This is a genomic window from Phnomibacter sp., from assembly GCF_036803085.1.
Lineage (GTDB): Bacteria > Bacteroidota > Bacteroidia > Chitinophagales > Chitinophagaceae > Phnomibacter.
The window spans coordinates 677638-697240 of record NZ_DAIRUZ010000001.1 but is presented as its reverse complement, the minus strand read 5'-3'; the positions used below and the strand labels follow the sequence as shown (position 1 = coordinate 697240).

Below are 19603 nucleotides of genomic sequence, written 5' to 3'. Positions count from 1 at the left end.
CTTGTGATTTTTGCTTGTGCTTGACTAAGCAACAGGGTGCACTTCGTAGAAGCCCATGTTGCCAAATTTTCTGATTCGCTGGCTGACCCGCTCTTCTGCGGGCACCTGTTTAAGCTCACGAATCATCGGCAGCAAAGTGTCTTTCAAATATTGGGCAGCCAAATCATAATCCCAGTGAGCACCGCCCACTGGTTCTTTTACCACACCATCCACCAGGCCAAATTCGAGCATGTGGTCGCTGGTGAGTTTCAGTTGTTCGGCAGCAGTTTCCTTTTTCTCCCAGCTGCGCCACAAAATGGAGCTGCAACTTTCGGGGCTGATAACGGTGTACCAGGTATTTTCCAACATCAGTACTTTATCGCCCACACCAATACCCATGGCACCACCACTGGCTCCCTCGCCTATCACCACGCAAATCACGGGCACTTTCAGGCGCAGCATTTCATAAATATTGCGGGCAATGGCTTCGCCCTGGCCACGTTCTTCGGCTTCAATGCCAGGGAAAGCGCCAGGTGTGTCAACCAACGTAATAATGGGCTTGTCGAATTTTTCAGCCAGCTTCATCAGGCGCAGCGCTTTGCGATAACCTTCGGGGTTGGCCATACCAAAGTTGCGTTCCTGCCGCATTTTGGTATTGATCCCTTTTTGCTGACCAATAATCATCACAGTTTCGCCGTCGAGCTTGGCAAAACCACCAACGATGGCTTTGTCGTCTTTTACATTGCGGTCGCCATGCAGCTCCACAAAATCAGTGGTCATTTTCTGAATGTACTTCAGCGTATATGGCCTGTCCGGATGTCGGCTCAGTTGTACTTTTTGCCAGCTGGTGAGGTTCTCGGTAATTTCTTTTCGTTTATCTACAATGGATTGTTCCAACTGTGCAATCACAGCGGTATAATCAACGCTCTTATTTTTTTCAGCATTTTTCTTGTTCACTTCAATTTGCTCATACAGTTCTTTGATGGGCGTTTCGAAGTCGAGGAATTGCCTGTTTGGATACTGGGGCATACTTGTTTTAGTTTACCTACGTATTAGATTGGGGCGGTAAAATTAAGGGTTGACGTATAGAATAAAACAGGCGGATTGTGTAAATCCGCCTGTTTAGGGTAAATGTGTAAAAACCTTTATACGAAGCCTTACCTACGACGCAGCCATGCTTCTGGGTTTTGCGTGCCTTTTTCAGTATCAATCTGGAAGCTCACTTCACCTACACCTTCATCGTTTAGGGCGGCACGGCCAAGCACCTGTCCCGGGCTTACTTTTTGTCCTTTACTTACAGCTATGCCTTGCAGGTTGCTGTAAGTGGTAAAATATTTTCCGTGCTTCACCATCACCACATAGCGGTCGCCCACCGGAAACACTGAGTTTACTTCGCCTTCAAACACTGCTTTTACATTAGAGCCCTGACTCACTTCCATAGTAATGCCATCGCTGGGCACTTCAATGGGGCGAGAACCAAAACCGGGTATCATATTGGTGCCGTACTTAAGCGTTACCACACATTTATCAACCGGCCATGGCAGGCTACCGCGGTTTTCTTCAAATTGCTGCGAACGAATCAGTCCTTCAGGTGTGTTTTCCAACACAGAAGTTTCCCGTTTTTTTACCGTTGTTGTAGCTGTTGGCGGATTGGGTTTAGCACCATTGGTAGGTTTGGTAGCTGTACCAGTTGCAGCAGTGGCATTGGTGTTGGTATTATTGGCGGCGGCTTCTGCTTTTTTACGAGCCGCTTCTTCTCTTTCTTTTTTCAGCGCTGCTTCTTTTTCCCGCTTAATTACCGCAGCAATGGCATTCTGCAATTGCTTCCGTTCTTTTTCACGGTTGGCCAGCATATTGCGCAATTGCTTTTCCTGACTGGAATATTGCGCCACTACCTTGTCCTTCTCTTTCTTTTCTTCTTCTAATTCAGCTTTTTGTTTGCCTTCCAAATCGAGGGCTTTTGTTTTTTCCTGACGCTTACCGGAAAGGCTGGCTACTTTCTCTTCCAGCAATTGCTGAGTACGCAAAATATCACCCGCTTTTTGAGCACGGTAGCTGCGATATGTTTTCAAATAAGAAACACGCTTCAACGCATCGGCAAAGCTGCCGGCAGAAAAAAGGAAGTTGAGAAAATCGTAATTACTGCGGTTTTTGTATGCATATACAACACTCTGTGCGTACTGGTCTTTCAGGGTGGTGAGCTCTTGTTTGAGTGTATCTATTTCGCGGTAGGTTTTGATGATATCTTTTTCTACATAATACACTTCACCCTTGATGTTTTGTATTACCTGATTGCGGATGTTGATCTTTTTTTCGATACCGCGGAGCACACCCAACGAAGCTTTTTTATTCTTCTGTGCCTCGGCCAAATCTTGCTTTACATCTTCAATTTCTTTGAGCAGTTGCTGCGTTTTGCGCTGCAGTTCTTCTTTCGATTGTTGCTGCGCCACAGCAGAAAGAGATAGCAACAACAAAAAAGCGGTGATCATACGTAGCATAGGCTTCAATTTGAATGGGTGATAAACAGCAATGTGAAGGATGATGCAACTGAAACGATGAGACATCGCCAGTATTATTTGGCCGTATAATTTTTAGGAATGGTGAAGGGAAATGTTTGCACCTCATCGAAGGTTACCTGCTTAAACTCCAGTAACACATCCAGCTTGGATTTTTCGGTAACAGTAATGGCCCGCATATTGCTGAACATGCGGTTTTGCAACTGCCCGTAGTTGGTAAACGTGATGCTGCAGGTGCGGTTGCGCAACTCATCCACATCATCCAGTTTGCTGTGCAGTATGATGTTAGAAGCGGTATCTACCGTTACCAGGTGCTTAAAATATTCGCCGGTACTCAAAGCCATCAATGTATTGCCAGTGGTTTTAAATGAATTGATATTTTGTGGGAAATACACAGGATTTCCGATGATGAGATCCTGCAACACGGTAAAATCCACAGGCAACTGCACAATTTCTTTCAGATACTCTACACTACGGGCTGCAATGGTTTTTTCAAGCTTGTCCATTACCCAAACCGAATCGGGCCGAACTAAAATGCGAAAACCTTCGATACCCAATGCACCGGTAATGGATATCCACATCAGACTATCTTTTTTAATGCGGATAAAAGCGGTGGCATTGGTATTCTTACCCTTGCTATCGTTGAAGTCGATTTTTACTTTTCCCAGAAAATAATTGAAGTCTATTTTATTGCTGTGTACCCTGTCGTAAATGGCTTTTTTAATGGCTCCCGAATCAACTTCGGGATGCGTTACTGGCGTAACCCCCGAGGAATCTACTTTTTGGATGGCTGTTTGAATTTGCTTGGGTGCTTTGCAAGAGGCCGCCAATAGCAGGCAAGCCACACAGCCGAAGAATATATTTTTAAATGACATATAGTTCAATGGGAGGTTCCAACGCAAATATGCGGCAATGTGGCAGCACCTTGTGTTAAAAGGTTATTCAGCCTGCGTGGAAAGCCTTGGTATAACAATGATTTACTGCTTACCGGTGTGGCCAAAACCACCTGCCCCCCGGTCGGTTTCGCTCAAGGATTCTACAGGCAACCAATGTACCTGCGCTACCGACTGAAACACCAGCTGTGCAATGCGATCTCCTGAGTGAATGGTTTGGGGCTCCTGGCTAAGGTTGATGAGTATGACTTTTACCTCACCCCTATAGTCACTGTCTATAGTGCCAGGCGTATTAAGGCAGGTAATGCCATGTTTTATGGCAAGGCCACTGCGAGGACGAACCTGAGCCTCAAATCCGGCAGGAATTTCGAGGTACAAACCAGTGGAAATCAACGTTCTATGCAAAGGTTGCAAAAGTACCGGCTCAGGTATCCAGGCTCGTATGTCAAGCCCGGCAGCACCAGGGGTAGCATAAGCGGGTAAATCATTGCCCGACTGATTGACAATGCGAACTGTAACAGCGTTCATTAATCTTCCATGTTTCTTTGCAGCAATACAACGGCACTGGCACTCAGCCCTTCGCCACGGCCTATGGCATCCATACTTTCGGTGGTGGTGGCTTTAATGCTTATATCATCGAGGTTGATTTTAAGTATGGAAGCTATAACCAACTGCATGTGGTTTATGTAGGGCTTAATTTTTGGAGCTTCCAGGCAAATAGTACTGTCGATGTTGACCACGTGGTAGCCCTTCTCCCAAATCTTATCTACGGTTTCTTGTAGCAGCACTTTACTGTCGATGCCTTTGTACGCCGGATCATTGTTGGGAAAATGAGTGCCTATATCGCCGAGGGCTAATGCACCCAACATGGCATCGCAAATAGCATGCAACAACACATCGGCATCACTATGGCCCAGAGAGCCTTTTTCAAATGGAATTTTTACACCACCCAGCCATAAATCTCTGCCTTCTACAAGCTGATGAAAATCAACTCCTTGTCCTATTCTTAACATGATGAAATATTTAAAAAAATGATAGGCGAAAGTACACCCTTCGCCTATCTCAAAAACTGATTCTTTTCAGGAAAAAATTACTCTGCCGCACCAAAATCAAAAGCAAGGCTAAACCGCAACGTATTGCTCAGCGGGTTGCGGTTGGTACCGCTGCCACTGGGTACGAGGTAAGAAAAGTTCAGCCCCATGGCATTGAATTTCAACCCGAGACCAACGCTGAAAAACTTACGGTTGCCCTTGGTTTTATCTTCATAAAAATACCCGGCACGAAAGAAAAACTGATCAGCGTAGCTGTACTCCGCTCCGAGGCCAAATTGCAATTCTTTAAATTCTTCGCCCATGCCGCCGTTGGCATCACCCATGGAACTAAACCAGCTTGATACAACACTTTTGCTTCTGTAATCGAGCAAAGCCGTGGCATCAATGGCGCTATCGCCGGTTGCAACAGGTGGCGTAGGTACCAACAGTTTATTGATGTCGATACCAAACATGATTTTGTTGGTTTCGTCGAAAGCTTTGGTGTAAGTAAAGCCCAGGCCAAGGTTGGCAGGTATGTAGTCTTTTTCAGTAGCATTATTGGTGTAGCCTATTTTACCGCCAAGGTTGGTGAGGGCTGCGCCAAAACGAACACCACTGCCAAGTTCATCGGTTCCGTCATAAAATGCAGTGATATCGCCGGCTACGGTGTTGCCTGCCTGATACACCACACCGCTGCTGGAGGCATAGCCACGTGCCAGATTGCTGTTGATGTAGCGAAGCGAAGCACCGGCACTCCAACGTTCTGTCAGCTTACGGCTGTAGCTAACATCTACAGCCAGTTCTGTGGGTTTGCCTGTGCTGAGCGGGTTGCCGCTAAAATCGGTAAACTGGATATCGCCGAGGTTGAAATAACGAAGAGAACCAGAAACGGCTGATTCGTCATCGAGTTTGTAATAGCCCGCCAGCGCTGCCAAAAACACATCGTTTACACCAATGTCTTTAAGCCAGGGCGTATAGGTTACTGATATGCCAGCCTTAGATTCGAGGAAAGGGGTTTTGGCTACGTTCCAAAAAGAAGCGTTGGCATCGGGGGCCGTTGCCACACCAATATCGCCCATACCACCGGCACGGGCATCGGGACTAATACGTAAAAATGGAACGGAAGTGGTAACTACATTAATGGTTTGTTGTGCCTCGGCAAAAACAGCTGTAAGCAAGCCAAAGCCCAACAAGGAATTACGCAGGGGTACTCTCATGAAAATAGATTTTTTAAATCAATACTGGCCTTTTCATGCCATGCATACAACGGCAGTCAGCATAAACAATAGCATAGAAAAGAGTAGACATCAGCCAATAGGCAAGTATTATTTGAGATTGTCGAAGGTAAGTAAAATCTGTCATCGGGGTAAACCTGGCAAACGAATAATCGCAGCAGATATTACGCCATGCAAACGAAATGTATTGACAGTACAACAAACGGCCCGATTTATGCAGACCTGTGCATTACCCCAAAAAAGTTCAAAAAGTGAAGCCTGTGTATGAAAGGCTTAACTTTCAGGGATTGTTTTGCTATGCCTGATAAGAAAATAACCTTACAACAAGTGCTTCGGCGCCAATGGACCATCAGCGATATTGGCTGGCTCATCATCAACCTGATGCCGTTGCTTTTCTATATCGCCGGTGCCATTTCGGCTATTCAGGCATTCCTGTTGTATATGGCCGAAACCTTCATGATTGGCATGTACAATACCATCAGGCTGCTGGTTTCATCAGCTCTTCGGGCTGGTGATGGCAGTTCTTTTAAAAAAGGCGATTTAATTGCAGGCATTTTTTTTGCGGCCTTTTTTGTGGTACATTTTGGACTGTTTGCCTACGTTCAGTTTATGATTTTCATGGGTGTTTCAGGCACGTCGGTAGGCATGAGCATGTTCAGTAATTTTACAGCAGCCTGGCAGCTGCTGGGCACCAATGGCCATTTGTTTTTCTACATCAATCTGGGCTTGATATTTCTGCAGGGTGGTATTCAATTTTTGCAAGAGGTAGAATGGAAAACCAAATCGATGTTGCAGATGATGTTTGAGCCCTACCTGCGCATTTTTGTACAGCAATTCACGGTGCTTGCAGGCGCCATGTTTCTGAACTTTGGCCTAAGTGGTGGTTTCCTCGTGATATTTATGCTGGTGAAAATCTTTTTCACCAGCTTTCTTGATTTCAACAAGTTGTTTGCTGAAATGAAACGCACCAGTGGCGACCGCTTTTAACCATCAATCAACTGGCTACCTTCCTGCTCATTGGCCAGCAACCGCTTGCATTCGTCGAGCAGTTGTTGCTTATCAATAGCCACCGTACCAACCGATTCACACACCAAACCGCCAGCCAGGTTGGCCACAGCTGCCATGAGCGGCGCATTGCCCGTGCAGGCATATACTGCAGATGCCACCGCAATTACCGTATCGCCAGCGCCACTTACATCGGCAATGTTGCGAATATGTGCCGGTGTAATGCTGGCTTCGTTACCCTCCTGCACAAATACGCCACGTTCACTTAATGTAATGAGAGAAACCTGATGCTGCAGTTGTGCTTTTAATAATTCATGAACGTGTTGCATACCTGCCAAGGTTGGAGCTACTTCCAACAGGTTCAGGGCTTCTTTGGCTTCTTTCAAATTGGGTTTGAAAATGCTGACGCCTTTGTAAGCAAAAAAGTTTTTCCGCTTGGGATCAACGGTGGTAATGATGTTGTTTTGCTGACAGTAATTCAACAAGGCTGCAATCACTTCCTTCGTCAATACGCCTTTGTTATAATCTTCAAAAATGACTACCTGCGGTTTGTCTTGCTCAAAAAGCGCAATGGTTTTATCAATGAAACGTTGGGCTTTGTAAGCAGGCAAATCATCGCTTACTTCGTAGTCGAGGCGGAGCAAATGCTGGCTGCGGCTGATGATGCGGATTTTGTTGGTAGTCATTCGGTCATCACTTTTCCAAACACCCTCGGTATTAATACCGCTGTCCTTCATCATTATTTCCAGCAGCAGTCCGTCTTCATCGGTACCGGTCACCGTATGCATCGACACTTTTGCACCGAGACTTATCAGATTCAGTGCCACATTGCCTGCACCACCAATCCGGTATTCCTTGCCTTTTACTGCCACCACCGGCACCGGTGCTTCGGGCGAAATACGATCGGTGTGACCAAACCAGTACGTATCAAGCATTACATCGCCCACCACTGCCACATGCAAATTTTCTATCGCTTCAAATACCTGATCGAACATATACTTGGTTTGTTACGCAAAAGTAGGGAACCCAACAACAAGGCCTGTTACGGCATTTGTAACAGGCCTTGCATCTATGCTTCGTTAGCAGGGCCTACAGGTTTAAAACTCTTTCGGGCCAAATAATACAGCGGTATGCCAATGGCAACAATGATGAAGCCGGGCCATGTATACGCTGGCTTATATACGAGTAACAGTCCGCAAAATGCAACCCCCATAAGTATATAAATGGCAGGCAAAAACGGATAACCGAATGCTTTGTAAGGCCTTGCAGTATCGGGTTGTTTGTTGCGCAAAATGAAAATACCAATGATGGTGAGCACATAAAACAGCACCACTACAAATGAAATCATATCGAGCAAATCGCCGTAGCGGCCACTCAGGCACAGCAGCGATGCTACCACACATTGAGCCCACAAGGCCCACTGTGGTACGGCGTTTTTATTGAGCTCCGCAGCTTTCTTAAAAAACAACCCATCTTTTGCCATGGTATAGTACACTCTGGCGCCAGCCATAATGAGTCCATTATTGCAACCAAAAGTCGAAATCATGATGAGCACTGCTACCAGCAAGGTACCAAATGATGGAAAGATGCGGTTGGCTGCTGCCACTGCTACCCGGTCATCGGTTGGGAATGCCAGCTCTTGCATGGGCAATACATACAAATACATGAGGTTGGCAGATACATAAATGATGGTCACAATCAGCGTACCCAAAAACAAACTCAAGCCAATATTCCGGCTGGGGTTTTTCATTTCGCCGGCAATGAAGGTCACGTTGTTCCAGGCATCGCTGCTAAAAATGGAACCCACCATGGCCGCAGCAATGGCCCCCATTAATGCACCAACCGAAATGCCCACCCACGAAGTAGGTTGTAACACTCCCGCAGCATCTTTTTGACCCAAATCTTGCACAGGCGCAAAGCCGGTTTCCCAGTTGGCGGCCCAAAAGTTTTCTTTAGCCAGTACAAAGCCCAATATTACCAACCCAAACAGGGCCAGCAACTTAGCAGTGGTAAAAATGGTTTGAATAATCTTTCCCTCTTTTACCCCACGAGAGTTGACATACGTAAGCAACACAATAATGGCAATGGCTACCAGTTGACCGCTGTACACTTTTACAACACCGGCATCAAACAAAAAATAACTATTGCCCAGCTCCGGTACCAGGTAGGCCAAGAATTTGGAAAACGCCACGCCAACAGCAGCAATGGTGGCGGTTTGTATCACCGCAAAAAAGCTCCAGCCATACAAGAAACCCATGAGTGGATTGTAGGCTTCTTTCAAATACACATACTGGCCGCCAGCCTTTGGAAACATGCCGCTTAATTCGCCATAACTCAGTGCTGCGGTAAGCGTCATAAAGCCAGTGATGAGCCAAACGGCAATGAGCCAACCGGCACTGCCTACATTGCGGGTAATGTCGGCACTTACTATAAATATACCGGAGCCAATCATGGAACCCACTACAATAAGGGTGCCGTCCATCAGGCCCAGCGATTGTTTCAAATGTGTTTGTTCTGCCATGTGTTGTTTTGATAAAGGAGCCAATATAGGTAAAATGCGTTTTGTGCAACCGCCATCATCCACATTGTTTGCTGTTCCTGATAATCCGCTTAAAATTGTAAAAAAACTGTGTACAACATTATGGCCTGGCATCAATGGGCAACATGTTGTACAACGTCTAACAAGGTTCAATTACCAATCATAACTCAATGCGTATGCGGAAATCGTTTGTGTGGCTGTGTTGTTTCATCGCCATCTCTGTTTCGGTGCAGGCCCAGCAAAAAGGCAACTATGCACTGGCCGCCCGATTCTCTCCCAAAAAAATGGAGAAAATGTTGTTTTCCACTTCGGTCGATCCTCACTGGCTCAAATCGGGTGACAAGTTTTGGTACATGTACCAAACCACTGCCGGCAAAGTGTGGTACCTGGTAGATGCTGCAAAGGGTACCAAAACCAAACTGTTCGACAATGATAAGATGGCGGCCGATATCACCCGCATTGTGAAAGATCCTTTTGATGGCCAGCACCTGCCCATCGACCGTATCAAATTTGTAAAAAATGAAACGGCTTTTCAGTTTGAAGTGAAGAGCACTGAAGAAGTAGAGAAAAAAGACACGGCTGCCAAAAAAGGTGCCGAGCCAGTAAAAGAAAAGAAGACCTACTACTTTGAATACACATTGGCTACAGGCCAGCTCACAGAGTTGAAAGATTTTGAAAAACCAAAAGAACGGCCACAGTGGGCTTCTATCAGTCCCGATAAAAGCATCGTGTTGTTTTCTAAACTGAACAACCTGTACTGGATGGACAGTGTGAACTACAATAAAGCGCTGAAAAATGAAGACGACAGTACCATTGTAGAATACCAACTTACCACTGATGGTGAAGAGAATTTTTCATACGGTGGTGGCCGCAATGAAACCAATGTTGAAAAAGAAAAAAACGCCAAAAAACGCAAAAGTGTATTTGTGTATTGGTCGCCCGACTCGAAACGCTTTGCCCTTATGCGTACCGACGAACGCAAAGTGAAAGACCTTTGGGTCATCAACAGTGTAGCAGAACCACGCCCTACTTTGGAAACATACAAATACCAAATGCCCGGTGAAAAAGAAGCACCTGAACGCTACCTCTACATTTTTGATGCCAGCAGTAAAACCAACAAAATAGTCAACACGGCTGCCTTCAAAAATCAGGAGATTGGTATGTGGAGTGCACCTATGAAAGAGAGCAGCCGCGATGATGATTTTCGCAGCAACATTTGGCATGGCACCAACACTCATTTTTACATGAGCCGCACCAGCCGCGACCTCAAGAAGATTGACATTTGCAAAGTGGATGTGGCTACAGGTGCAGTAACTACACTCATTGAAGAACGCCTGAATACGTATGTTGAAATTCGTCGTCCTGCCCTCATCAACGGAGGTAAAGAGATTGTACACTGGAGCGAAAGAGATGGCTGGGGTCATTTCTATTTATATGATGAGAAAGGCAATATGATTCGCCAAATCACCAGCGGCCCATGGCATACAGAAGATATCGAAGGCATTGACGAAGTGGGTCGTGTGATGTATTTCACCGCCAATGCCCGTGAAGAAAATGAAGACCCATACTACAACCATTTGTATCGCATCAACCTCGATGGCAGCAATTTGAAATTGTTGAACCCCGGCAACTTCGACCATCAGGTAAGTGGCAACGACAACAAGCGTTTCTTCGTCAACAACTTTTCCCGTGTCAATACCATTCCCGTTTCTACCCTGCTCGACAATACCGGCCGAGTAGTAATGCCACTGGAAAAGGCCGACTTCAGTTCTTTGTTTGCTGCAGGCTACAAGTTTCCTGAGCCTTTTAAAGTAAAAGCCGATGATGGCATCACCGATTTGTACGGGGTGATGTACAAGCCTTTCGATTTTGATTCCACCAAAAAATATCCGCTGATTGAATACGTGTATCCCGGCCCGCAAACAGAAGCCGTGAACAAAGCTTTTGGCCGTGGCCTCGACCGTACCGATCGTTTGGCACAGTTTGGTTTTGTAGTGGTAACCATTGGCAACCGTGGCGGCCATCCTAACCGCAGCAAGTGGTACCACAATTTTGGCTATGGCAACCTTCGTGATTATGGCCTGGCCGACAAAAAAGCGGCAGCAGAGCAACTCGCAGATCGTTATTCATTCATCGACATTAACCGGGTGGGTATTCATGGCCACAGCGGTGGTGGTTTTATGAGTACCGCTGCCATGCTCGTGTACCCCGATTTCTTTAAGGTAGCTGTGAGCAGCGCCGGCAACCACGAAAACAATATGTACAACCGCTGGTGGAGCGAAAAACACCACGGCGTTAAAGAAGTGATTTCTGCCAAAGGCGATACCAGTTTTGTGTACAGCATTGAAAAGAATCCTGAGCTGGCCAAAAACCTGAAAGGACATTTGATGCTGAGCCATGGCGATATTGACAACAACGTGCATCCGGGCAACTCTATCCGCATGGCCAATGCACTCATCAAAGCCAACAAGCGTTTTGAGTTTGTACTGCTGCCCGGCCAGCGCCACGGCTATGGCGACATGACGGAGTATTTCTTCTGGAAAATGGGCGACTATTTCTGTGCTCATTTGCTGGGCGATACCAACCCGCCAGTTGACATCATTGAAATGACAAAAGAACAAGAACAAAGCGGCAACAAGCGTCGCAACTAACTTAAGGGCCTGCTATCCAACCGCTTTCCCTATCCTTAATTGTTGTAACTTTAAAACAGAAATTGAGGACATGAAAAGAGGAATCATCTGGATAGCAGGCTTATTATTTTGTGTGCAGGCAGCCTTTGCACAGGCCCAGCCCATGGCACTTAGCAAAGGCAGCAAGGCTCCCGATTTCACATCGGTTAATCAGCACCACCAGCCTGTTTCACTCAATCAATTATTAGAAAAAGGACCCGTGGTTTTGGTGTTTTACCGTGGGTATTGGTGTCCGTTTTGCAACCGTCAGCTAAAGCAACTACAAGACTCCTTGCCTTTGCTGAAAAAGTACAATGCACAAATAGTTGCAATCAGTCCGGAGTCAGCTATCTATGTTAACAATACCATTGACAAAACCGGGGCTACTTACCAAATCATTTCCGACGCCAACAACAGCATTATGCAGCGGTATAAAGTTGCGTACAATGTAGATGCCAGTACCAACAACCGCCTAAAAAATATTGGAGTAGACCTGCAAGCTGTGAACGCCTCTAACAACGCAGTGCTACCCGTTCCAGCTGTGTACATCATCAATAAAAAAGGTGTTATTCATTATGCCTTTTTCGATCAAAACTACCGCAACCGGCCAAGCGTAAAAACGCTGCTGGAGCAGTTGGATCAACTTTGACCCGAGCAATTCCTTTTTTCGCCAGCACAAAATAGAAGGCTGAACGGCTTTCCTACCGATATTTGACCGGGCAGCAACAGTTCATTGCCGCCAACGAAAAAAAGGTATGTATCAATTAGGCGATTATTTACGCAGGGGAAGCAAGTTTGTGAACAATCAGTTTTTTCCATCACACAAAAAACTGAGCACACTCATGATTTATGCCACAGATGTGTGCGATAGTGCCTGCAAGCATTGCCTCATCTGGGCCAAGCGTCCGGTCAATTACCTGAGTAAAGAAAAAATATTTGAAGTGATGCAAAGCAAGTGCATCTCCAAGCATACTTCTGTTGGATTGGAAGGTGGTGAGTTTATGCTACACCCCGATGCCATGGATATTTTGCAATGGTTTACAAGGCATCATCCCAATTTCGATTTGCTGAGCAATTGCCTGAAACCCGAAGGTGTAATTGAAGCGGTAAAAAAACATCCGCCCCGTCGTTTGTACATTTCATTGGATGGCAATGAGGAAACCTACTTGTATATGCGGGGAAAACCGGGCTATCAAAGTGTAATTAAGGTGATAGAGTCGGTGCACAAAACACTGCCCGTATCTGTGATGTTTACACTCAGCCCGTACAATAACTTTGACGACATGCAGCATGTGGCTGAAGTGTGCAAACACTACGGTATTGATATGCGGGTAGGCATCTACAACGACATTGCTTTTTTTGACACGGTAGACAAAGCACACGACCACGAACCGGGTGATGCCAAAAACCAGCATGCACTTGATTTTAAACAAGTGCAGCAATTAAAAAGTGAAGGCAAGGTAGAAACTATCAAAAAGATTAAGGCAGCGGAAAGAACCAATGATATTCAAAATCCCAAACACGACACAAGCCGCAACTTTCAAAATTTTGTGCCCAACATTCCGGAGATTATTAAAGAGTTTTCGGAGAACTATGATTTTCTGGTACTGTATAACGAGTGGCGGCAAAACCATATAAAGCTCAAGTGCTACAGCATTTTAGACAGCCTCGTTATTTTGCCCAATGGCGAAGTCCCTATTTGCCAAAACCTTGATTTAATGTTGGGCAATGTGCATGAGCAAAGTCTCGACGAAATATTTAACGGCCCCACAGCCATTGCTCAGCAAAAGCATTTTGTTCATAACTGCAATCAATGCTGGCTCAATTTTCATCGTAAATACGATGTAGTGCTATACCGGGCTTTCGAAAAATATTTTGGCAAAGGCATTACCCAAAAAATGTTTGGCTATTACCAATGGAGCAATGATGCTGAAAAAAGGTATACAGATATTGTGAAGCCCTAATTGGATACAACATGTTTGCCAAATTTAACCAAGTGCTATCCACTGCCCCTAGTCAAAAAACCATTGCATTTATTTGGTTGGCAGTGCTGGCATTGCTTACGTGGCTGTATTTTCCAGGAGGTCTTTTTTTCCTCAACGATGATTTCATTCATGTTCCGCTGAGTGAGCAGGCTGTGTTTGGTCAACGCCATTCCATAAGAGTAGTTAATGATTTTAGTTTGTACCTCGACAGTTTATTGTATGGCAAAAATGCGGTGGGTTTTCATACAACTAATTTGTTGCTTCACTTCTTCAACATTGCATTGGTATTTATTACTTCCAGAAAAATCTTTGCGTTGTTTGGATTGCCATCAAGCAAGCTGGTAGCTCATGCTGCCGCTATGTTTTTTGCATTGTATCCATTTCACAGCGAATCTGTTTTTTGGATTATTGGCCGAACAGGTGCACTCTCGACAGCGTGGATGCTACTGACTTTTTTGGCACAGCAAAGCCGCAACCTGCTGCTACAACTTGCAGGTGCAGTGCTGTTGCTATTGGGTTTTCTTACGTATGAATCTGTATTGGTATATCCTTTTTTTGTAGCCGCTATTTGGCTGTATAAAAAACGCAAGAAAGAACCAGATGCCGCACATTGGATGCAACAATTGCTGATTGCTGTGGCAACCACACTCGCCTACTTGCTTATTAGATTGTTCATGCTTGGCGGCGTTACAGACCACTACGAATCGGGCAATGTTACTGCAGGCTTATTAGGCACACTTGCAGGTAACTATCTTGCATTAGTGATACGCTTGCTTGCACCTCCTTTTCAATCATCCTGGCCGTTGGTTTTCATTTTTTCTGCTATCGCCGGTTGTATTTTTCTTACTGTTGCTACGCAATGGAAAACAATACAGTCAAACATCAACGGGTACCTGCTGCTGGCATTGGTTTTATTCGCCAGTTTGCTGCCCTACATTTCACTGGGCATTGATACACATGGAGTAGAATCTGAAAGATATTTGTATGTTCCATCAGTATTTCTATCATTGATTGCGGCGCAACTAATCCGCCTTTTTTCCACCATCAAACTTCGCTGGATGGCAGCAATTTGCTTTGCACTGTATGCCAGTATTTGTTTATTGATTTCGTCAATAGCATTCAGAACAGCCAGCAGTTTTGCAGCACAAATTATTGCTGTCACCAATCAACATGTACGCCCTGCACACCAGAGCATTTGGTATGTACATATGCCGGGCGAACACCGTGGTGTTGTATTGCTTCGATTAGGATTGCCCGAGGGTATTGCATGGCTGGTGCCTGCGGCAAACGGAAAGTCCATACACTTGCATGAAACCAATATGGACCCACTATTGCAATTGCCGCAGCATACACCTATTGAACTCGTAAGTAAAGAAAGATTACAAAACTTGCTGCCAACGGTGCCAAAAGACAGTACCAGGCAAAGTCTTGTTGTAGCCATGATCAACAACCGTTTGGTGATTGCTGAATAAAGCATTTTTATCTTTTATCTTTTATCATAGCTGCAATACCTGCATCAAAATTGATGATGGGATGATAGCCCAACGTTTGCTGTATTTTTTTGGCATTCAGCGTAAAAGAGGTTGAAAAACTATACGCTGCAATTTTTGAAATGGGAGGGGCTTTTTTGATGCGCAACAAATGCCAAACAGGTTCAATGCAATTTGCTATAACTCTTGCAATCCAGCCCGGAATGGATGCTGTGGGCAGTTGTAGTTGTTCTGTCTGAAGCTGCTGCTGCCAAAAGAATTCAAGCGTATGCTCTTCCGCATCTGCTACATGAAAAATTTGTCCTGCTGCAGCTTTGTGAGTGGCAGCCAACTCAATAGCATGGGCAAGATTTTGTACATGAGTAACACTCGTAACTGCAAGTCCGTTATTGAGCCATAAATACTTTTTGGAAACTGCCGCGGCCTTCATGCTTTTGTACAAAGGGTTTGCGGTAGTACCCCAAATCATGCGTGGCCGAAGGATGACGATTTCTATTGTTGAATGATAAGATTGTAATATCAGCTCTGTCTGTCTTTTGCTGCTGGCATACGGAAACTTCACATGACCCAATGGATACTCTTCTGTAGCACCAATGCAATCTTCGCCTTCAAACAATACCATGTCGGTGCTGATGTGAATAAAGCGCTTTGCACCAATAGCTATCGCCTTTTCTACTGCCTGTATTGTTCCGGTTACATTCACCTTATTATACGCATCGCTGCTCTCCCATTGGCCAATCATAGCAGCACAATGTATCACTACATCAATTGCTGGTAGTGATATTTCAGCCAATGTTTCCAGTGTTCCTGCTACAGGATGAATACCGGCAGCAATCAATACTTGTGATTGTATAGGCCGCCGGTGCAAACCACACACGGTATTCCCGGCCGCTACCAGAAAACGCCCCACCTCTAACCCTGTAAAACCTGCTGCTCCGGTGATAAAAAAACGCATGGCCGTGTACCGTTTATAAAAGCTGACGAAGACAATGTTGTAAAGATGTTTGCCATTCCATCAATGGAATTGAATAGGTCCGTTCAATTTTTGAGCAGTCCATTACACTCCATGCCGGCCGCTTGGCCGGGGTTGGAAAATCGGCTGTTGTAATTGGATTTACAGTGCAATTCAATCCTGAAATTTCTTGTATTGCCACGGCAAAATTGTACCAACTAATGATGCCACTATTGCTGTAGTGAAAAATGCCAGGCACAAATTGCGGATGCTCACAAATAGTAAGCAACGCCTTGGCTAAATCTATTGCATGTGTTGGTGAGCCAAGTTGATCCTTTACTACACCAATAGCTTCCCGTTCTTTCATCAGGCGAAGCATCGTTTTTACAAAATTGGCACCGTGGCGGCTGTACACCCACGATGTTCTGATGATGGCCGTGCCAGCTGCGTACACTTCCTGCGCCAGCTGCTCTCCCATCAATTTGCTCTCTCCATAAATACCAATCGGATGAACTGTATCTGTTTCTACATAAGGCGTTGTGGCAGTTCCATCAAACACATAATCGGTAGAAACATGCAGCAATTTTGCGCCTACATCTTTGCACACTTTTGCCAGGTGTCCCACCGCTTCCCCATTTATGAGTCGTGCAGCGGCAGCTTCTTGCTCAGCTTTGTCTACAGCGGTGTAAGCAGCTGCATTTATTACCCAATCGGGCTGCAATGAATGCAGCACCTGAGTTACCATTCCAAACTGCTGTAAATCGCAATGCTCTCTGCCAAGAAAAATACATTCTAAAGTTGGAAACTGTTTAGCAACATCCTGCAAGCACTTACCTAACTGGCCATTGGCACCTGTGACTACAACTTTCATGGCTACATATTTTCTCAAATGTAAATGGGTTTTTCAACCCTTGCAGATTGAAAAACCCATTCTTGTATAAATCGCAGTTTACTTGCTACCAAATTCCTTTGGCTGCTTATGCCATTCTGTTTCCGGCAGGTTTTTGAAATACTCATACGTTAGTTTCAAACCTTCGGCACGGTCTACCTTGGGAGCCCAACCCAAAATGGTTTGCGCCTTGGTAATGTCTGGCTTACGCTGTTTAGGATCATCGGCAGGCAGTGGTTTGTATACAATTTTCTGATCGCTGCCAGTGAGCTTAATAACTTCCTCAGCAAAATCTTTCAATGAAATTTCGCTTGGGTTGCCAATGTTTACCGGGTATACATAATCACTCAGCAACAAACGGTAGATGCCATCCACCAAATCACTCACATAGCAAAAGCTGCGGGTTTGGCTACCATCGCCAAACACAGTCAGGTCTTCGCCACGCAGTGCCTGGCCAATGAAAGCAGGCAGAGCACGACCATCATTGAGGCGCATTCTGGGGCCGTAGGTATTGAAGATGCGAATGATTCGGGTTTCAACGCCATGGTAAGTATGATACGCCATGGTAATACTTTCGAGGTAACGCTTGGCTTCATCGTACACACCACGAGGACCAACCGGGTTTACATTTCCCCAGTATTCCTCTGTTTGCGGATGCACCAATGGATCGCCATATACTTCGCTGGTTGAAGCTACAAGAATCCGGGCCTTTTTTGCCTTCGCCAATCCAAGACAGTTATGCGTACCCATGGCGCCCACTTTCAGGGTTTGAATGGGAATTTTCAGGTAATCGATGGGGCTGGCGGGAGAAGCAAAATGCAAGATGTAATCCAACTCACCCGGAATATGGATGAACTTAGTAACATCGTGATGATAGAATTCAAAATTCGGATTCGGAAAAAGGTGTTCAATATTGCGAAGATCGCCTGTAATGAGGTTATCCATGGCAATAACGTGATACCCTTCACTTATGAACCGGTCACACAAATGTGAGCCCAAAAAACCCGCAGCACCCGTAATCAGAATTCGTTTTTTATTGCTTGATGGCATGGTGCTTATTTTGAAGGGTTAACTGTTTTGCGACCAACACTGAAATAGTAGTAGCCCAGCTTTTCCATCAGTTCAGTATCAAACAAATTGCGGCCATCAAAGATGGTGCGGCGCTTAAGTGATGAAGAAATTTTGGTGAAGTCGGGTGTGCGGAATTCATTCCATTCAGTAGCAATGATCAATGCATCAGCATCGGCCAGTGTTTCATATTGCGATTCGGCGAACTTGATGGTATCGCCTAATAATGCTTTTACATTAGGCATAGCCTCGGGGTCGAAAGCAGTAACAGTAGCGCCAGCTTCTAACAGTTCTTTGATGATGTACAATGCTGGTGCTTCCCGAATATCATCTGTATTGGGCTTGAAAGCCAAACCCCAGATGGCAAAATGCTTACCGGTCAAATCGCCGTTGAAATAATCTTTGATTTTGGGAATGATGTATGTTTTCTGCGCTTCATTTACTTCCATTACACTGGTAAGAATGCGAAAATCATAGTTGACTTCTGCAGCAGATTTGGCCAATGCCTGCACATCTTTTGGAAAGCAACTGCCACCATAACCAATGCCGGGAAAAAGGAATCGTTTGCCAATGCGTTCGTCGCTGCCTACACCTTTACGCACCATGTCTACATCGGCACCCAGCAGTTCGCACATGCGGGCTATCTCGTTCATGAATGTAATCTTGGTAGCCAAAAATGCGTTGGCGGCATACTTGGTGAGTTCTGCACTCTTTTCATCCATATAAATTACAGGATTGCCGGAGCGTACAAACGGACCATACAATTCGCCCATAAGCTGGCGGGCCTTAGGGCTGTCAGTTCCAATCACCACACGGTCTGGCTTCATGAAGTCTTCTACTGCTACACCTTCCCGCAAAAATTCGGGGTTGCTCACCACATCAAAATCTTCACCAGGTACCAGTGTATTGTTACTGCCCTTTAATACACTGGCAGTTACTTTATCCGCTGTGCCTACGGGCACTGTGCTTTTGTCTACAATTACTTTGTAGTCGCCTTTTTTCATAATGGTACCGAGCTTGTGGGCTACTCCCAATACATAGCTCAGATCGGCACTGCCATCTTCACCAGGAGGCGTGGGCAATGCCAGAAAAATGATTTCAGCATCCTGAATGCCCTCTTCTATTTGTGTTGTAAATAATAGGCGTCCTTCTTTTACGTTTCGTTCAAAAAGTTTTTCTAAACCCGGCTCATAAATAGTGACGGTGCCGCCTTTGAGCTTGGCAATTTTGCGTTCGTCAATATCAACGCAAGTGACACGGTTTCCGGTTTCTGCAAAACATGTTCCTGTTACAAGGCCTACGTAGCCTGTTCCAATAACTGCAATTTTCATGGTGTATGTTAAGTGTTGGTT

Annotated in this window: 17 protein-coding genes; 5 read left to right on the top strand and 12 right to left on the bottom strand. The window is 45.4% G+C overall.

What is annotated here, in order from left to right; genetic code table 11:
• Nucleotides 1–24: 24 nt before the first annotated feature.
• The 6 genes from V7Q13_RS02925 to porV form a co-directional block, all read right to left on the bottom strand.
• Entirely contained in the window at nucleotides 25–1008 is a 984-nt protein-coding gene (locus V7Q13_RS02925; RefSeq protein ID WP_333799186.1) for an acetyl-CoA carboxylase carboxyltransferase subunit alpha, read from the bottom strand.
• A gap of 128 nt (nucleotides 1009–1136) precedes the next feature.
• Nucleotides 1137–2477 carry a murein hydrolase activator EnvC family protein gene (locus V7Q13_RS02920; protein WP_333799185.1) on the bottom strand — a complete coding sequence of 447 codons (1341 nt, stop codon included), beginning with the start codon at nucleotides 2475–2477 and terminating at the stop codon, nucleotides 1137–1139.
• Nucleotides 2478–2551: 74 nt separating this feature from the next.
• Entirely contained in the window at nucleotides 2552–3370 is an 819-nt protein-coding gene (locus tag V7Q13_RS02915; protein ID WP_333799184.1) for a DUF4292 domain-containing protein, read from the bottom strand.
• Between the two features lie 102 nt (nucleotides 3371–3472).
• Complete coding sequence (dut, locus tag V7Q13_RS02910; RefSeq protein ID WP_333799183.1) at nucleotides 3473–3916, bottom strand: dUTP diphosphatase; 444 nt, start codon at nucleotides 3914–3916, stop codon at nucleotides 3473–3475.
• Nucleotides 3916–4401 (bottom strand): 2-C-methyl-D-erythritol 2,4-cyclodiphosphate synthase, encoded by a 486-nt coding sequence (ispF, locus tag V7Q13_RS02905; RefSeq protein ID WP_333799182.1) that lies wholly within the window; start codon nucleotides 4399–4401, stop codon nucleotides 3916–3918. Before ispF ends, dut begins: the two co-directional genes overlap by 1 nt.
• A gap of 77 nt (nucleotides 4402–4478) precedes the next feature.
• Complete coding sequence (porV, locus tag V7Q13_RS02900) at nucleotides 4479–5636, bottom strand: type IX secretion system outer membrane channel protein PorV (RefSeq protein ID WP_333799181.1); 1158 nt, start codon at nucleotides 5634–5636, stop codon at nucleotides 4479–4481.
• 282 nt (nucleotides 5637–5918) lie between these two features.
• On the opposite strand from porV, the gene V7Q13_RS02895 reads away from it, so the two are divergent.
• Nucleotides 5919–6641: a DUF6498-containing protein gene (locus V7Q13_RS02895; protein WP_333799180.1), complete on the top strand. Its 723-nt coding sequence runs from the start codon at nucleotides 5919–5921 to the stop codon at nucleotides 6639–6641.
• Here V7Q13_RS02895 and V7Q13_RS02890 read toward each other — a convergent pair.
• Entirely contained in the window at nucleotides 6638–7654 is a 1017-nt protein-coding gene (locus V7Q13_RS02890) for a bifunctional heptose 7-phosphate kinase/heptose 1-phosphate adenyltransferase (RefSeq protein WP_333799179.1), read from the bottom strand. The genes V7Q13_RS02895 and V7Q13_RS02890 overlap by 4 nt on opposite strands.
• A 74-nt stretch (nucleotides 7655–7728) precedes the next feature.
• Nucleotides 7729–9180: an APC family permease gene (locus tag V7Q13_RS02885; RefSeq protein ID WP_333799178.1), complete on the bottom strand. Its 1452-nt coding sequence runs from the start codon at nucleotides 9178–9180 to the stop codon at nucleotides 7729–7731.
• A 194-nt stretch (nucleotides 9181–9374) separates the two neighbouring features.
• Here V7Q13_RS02885 and V7Q13_RS02880 point away from each other — a divergent pair, with 194 nt between their 5' ends.
• The 4 genes from V7Q13_RS02880 to V7Q13_RS02865 all read left to right on the top strand — a co-directional run bounded on the left by V7Q13_RS02880 (nucleotide 9375) and on the right by V7Q13_RS02865 (nucleotide 15324).
• Nucleotides 9375–11849, top strand: coding sequence for a S9 family peptidase (locus V7Q13_RS02880; protein WP_333799177.1), 2475 nt, complete (start codon nucleotides 9375–9377; stop codon nucleotides 11847–11849).
• A gap of 70 nt (nucleotides 11850–11919) precedes the next feature.
• Nucleotides 11920–12516 carry a peroxiredoxin-like family protein gene (locus V7Q13_RS02875; RefSeq protein ID WP_333799176.1) on the top strand — a complete coding sequence of 199 codons (597 nt, stop codon included), beginning with the start codon at nucleotides 11920–11922 and terminating at the stop codon, nucleotides 12514–12516.
• A 106-nt stretch (nucleotides 12517–12622) separates the two neighbouring features.
• Entirely contained in the window at nucleotides 12623–13831 is a 1209-nt protein-coding gene (locus V7Q13_RS02870; RefSeq protein WP_333799175.1) for a radical SAM protein, read from the top strand.
• Nucleotides 13832–13842: 11 nt separating this feature from the next.
• Nucleotides 13843–15324 carry a hypothetical protein gene (locus V7Q13_RS02865; RefSeq protein WP_333799174.1) on the top strand — a complete coding sequence of 494 codons (1482 nt, stop codon included), beginning with the start codon at nucleotides 13843–13845 and terminating at the stop codon, nucleotides 15322–15324.
• 7 nt (nucleotides 15325–15331) lie between these two features.
• Here V7Q13_RS02865 and V7Q13_RS02860 read toward each other — a convergent pair whose 3' ends face one another.
• The 4 genes from V7Q13_RS02860 to V7Q13_RS02845 all read right to left on the bottom strand — a co-directional run bounded on the left by V7Q13_RS02860 (nucleotide 15332) and on the right by V7Q13_RS02845 (nucleotide 19582).
• Entirely contained in the window at nucleotides 15332–16297 is a 966-nt protein-coding gene (locus tag V7Q13_RS02860) for an NAD-dependent epimerase/dehydratase family protein (RefSeq protein WP_333799173.1), read from the bottom strand.
• 13 nt (nucleotides 16298–16310) lie between these two features.
• Entirely contained in the window at nucleotides 16311–17165 is an 855-nt protein-coding gene (gene rfbD, locus V7Q13_RS02855) for a dTDP-4-dehydrorhamnose reductase (RefSeq protein WP_333799172.1), read from the bottom strand.
• Nucleotides 17166–17243: 78 nt separating this feature from the next.
• Nucleotides 17244–18233: a UDP-glucuronic acid decarboxylase family protein gene (locus V7Q13_RS02850; protein WP_333799171.1), complete on the bottom strand. Its 990-nt coding sequence runs from the start codon at nucleotides 18231–18233 to the stop codon at nucleotides 17244–17246.
• A 5-nt stretch (nucleotides 18234–18238) separates the two neighbouring features.
• Entirely contained in the window at nucleotides 18239–19582 is a 1344-nt protein-coding gene (locus tag V7Q13_RS02845) for a UDP-glucose dehydrogenase family protein (protein WP_333799170.1), read from the bottom strand.
• Nucleotides 19583–19603: the final 21 nt, after the last annotated feature.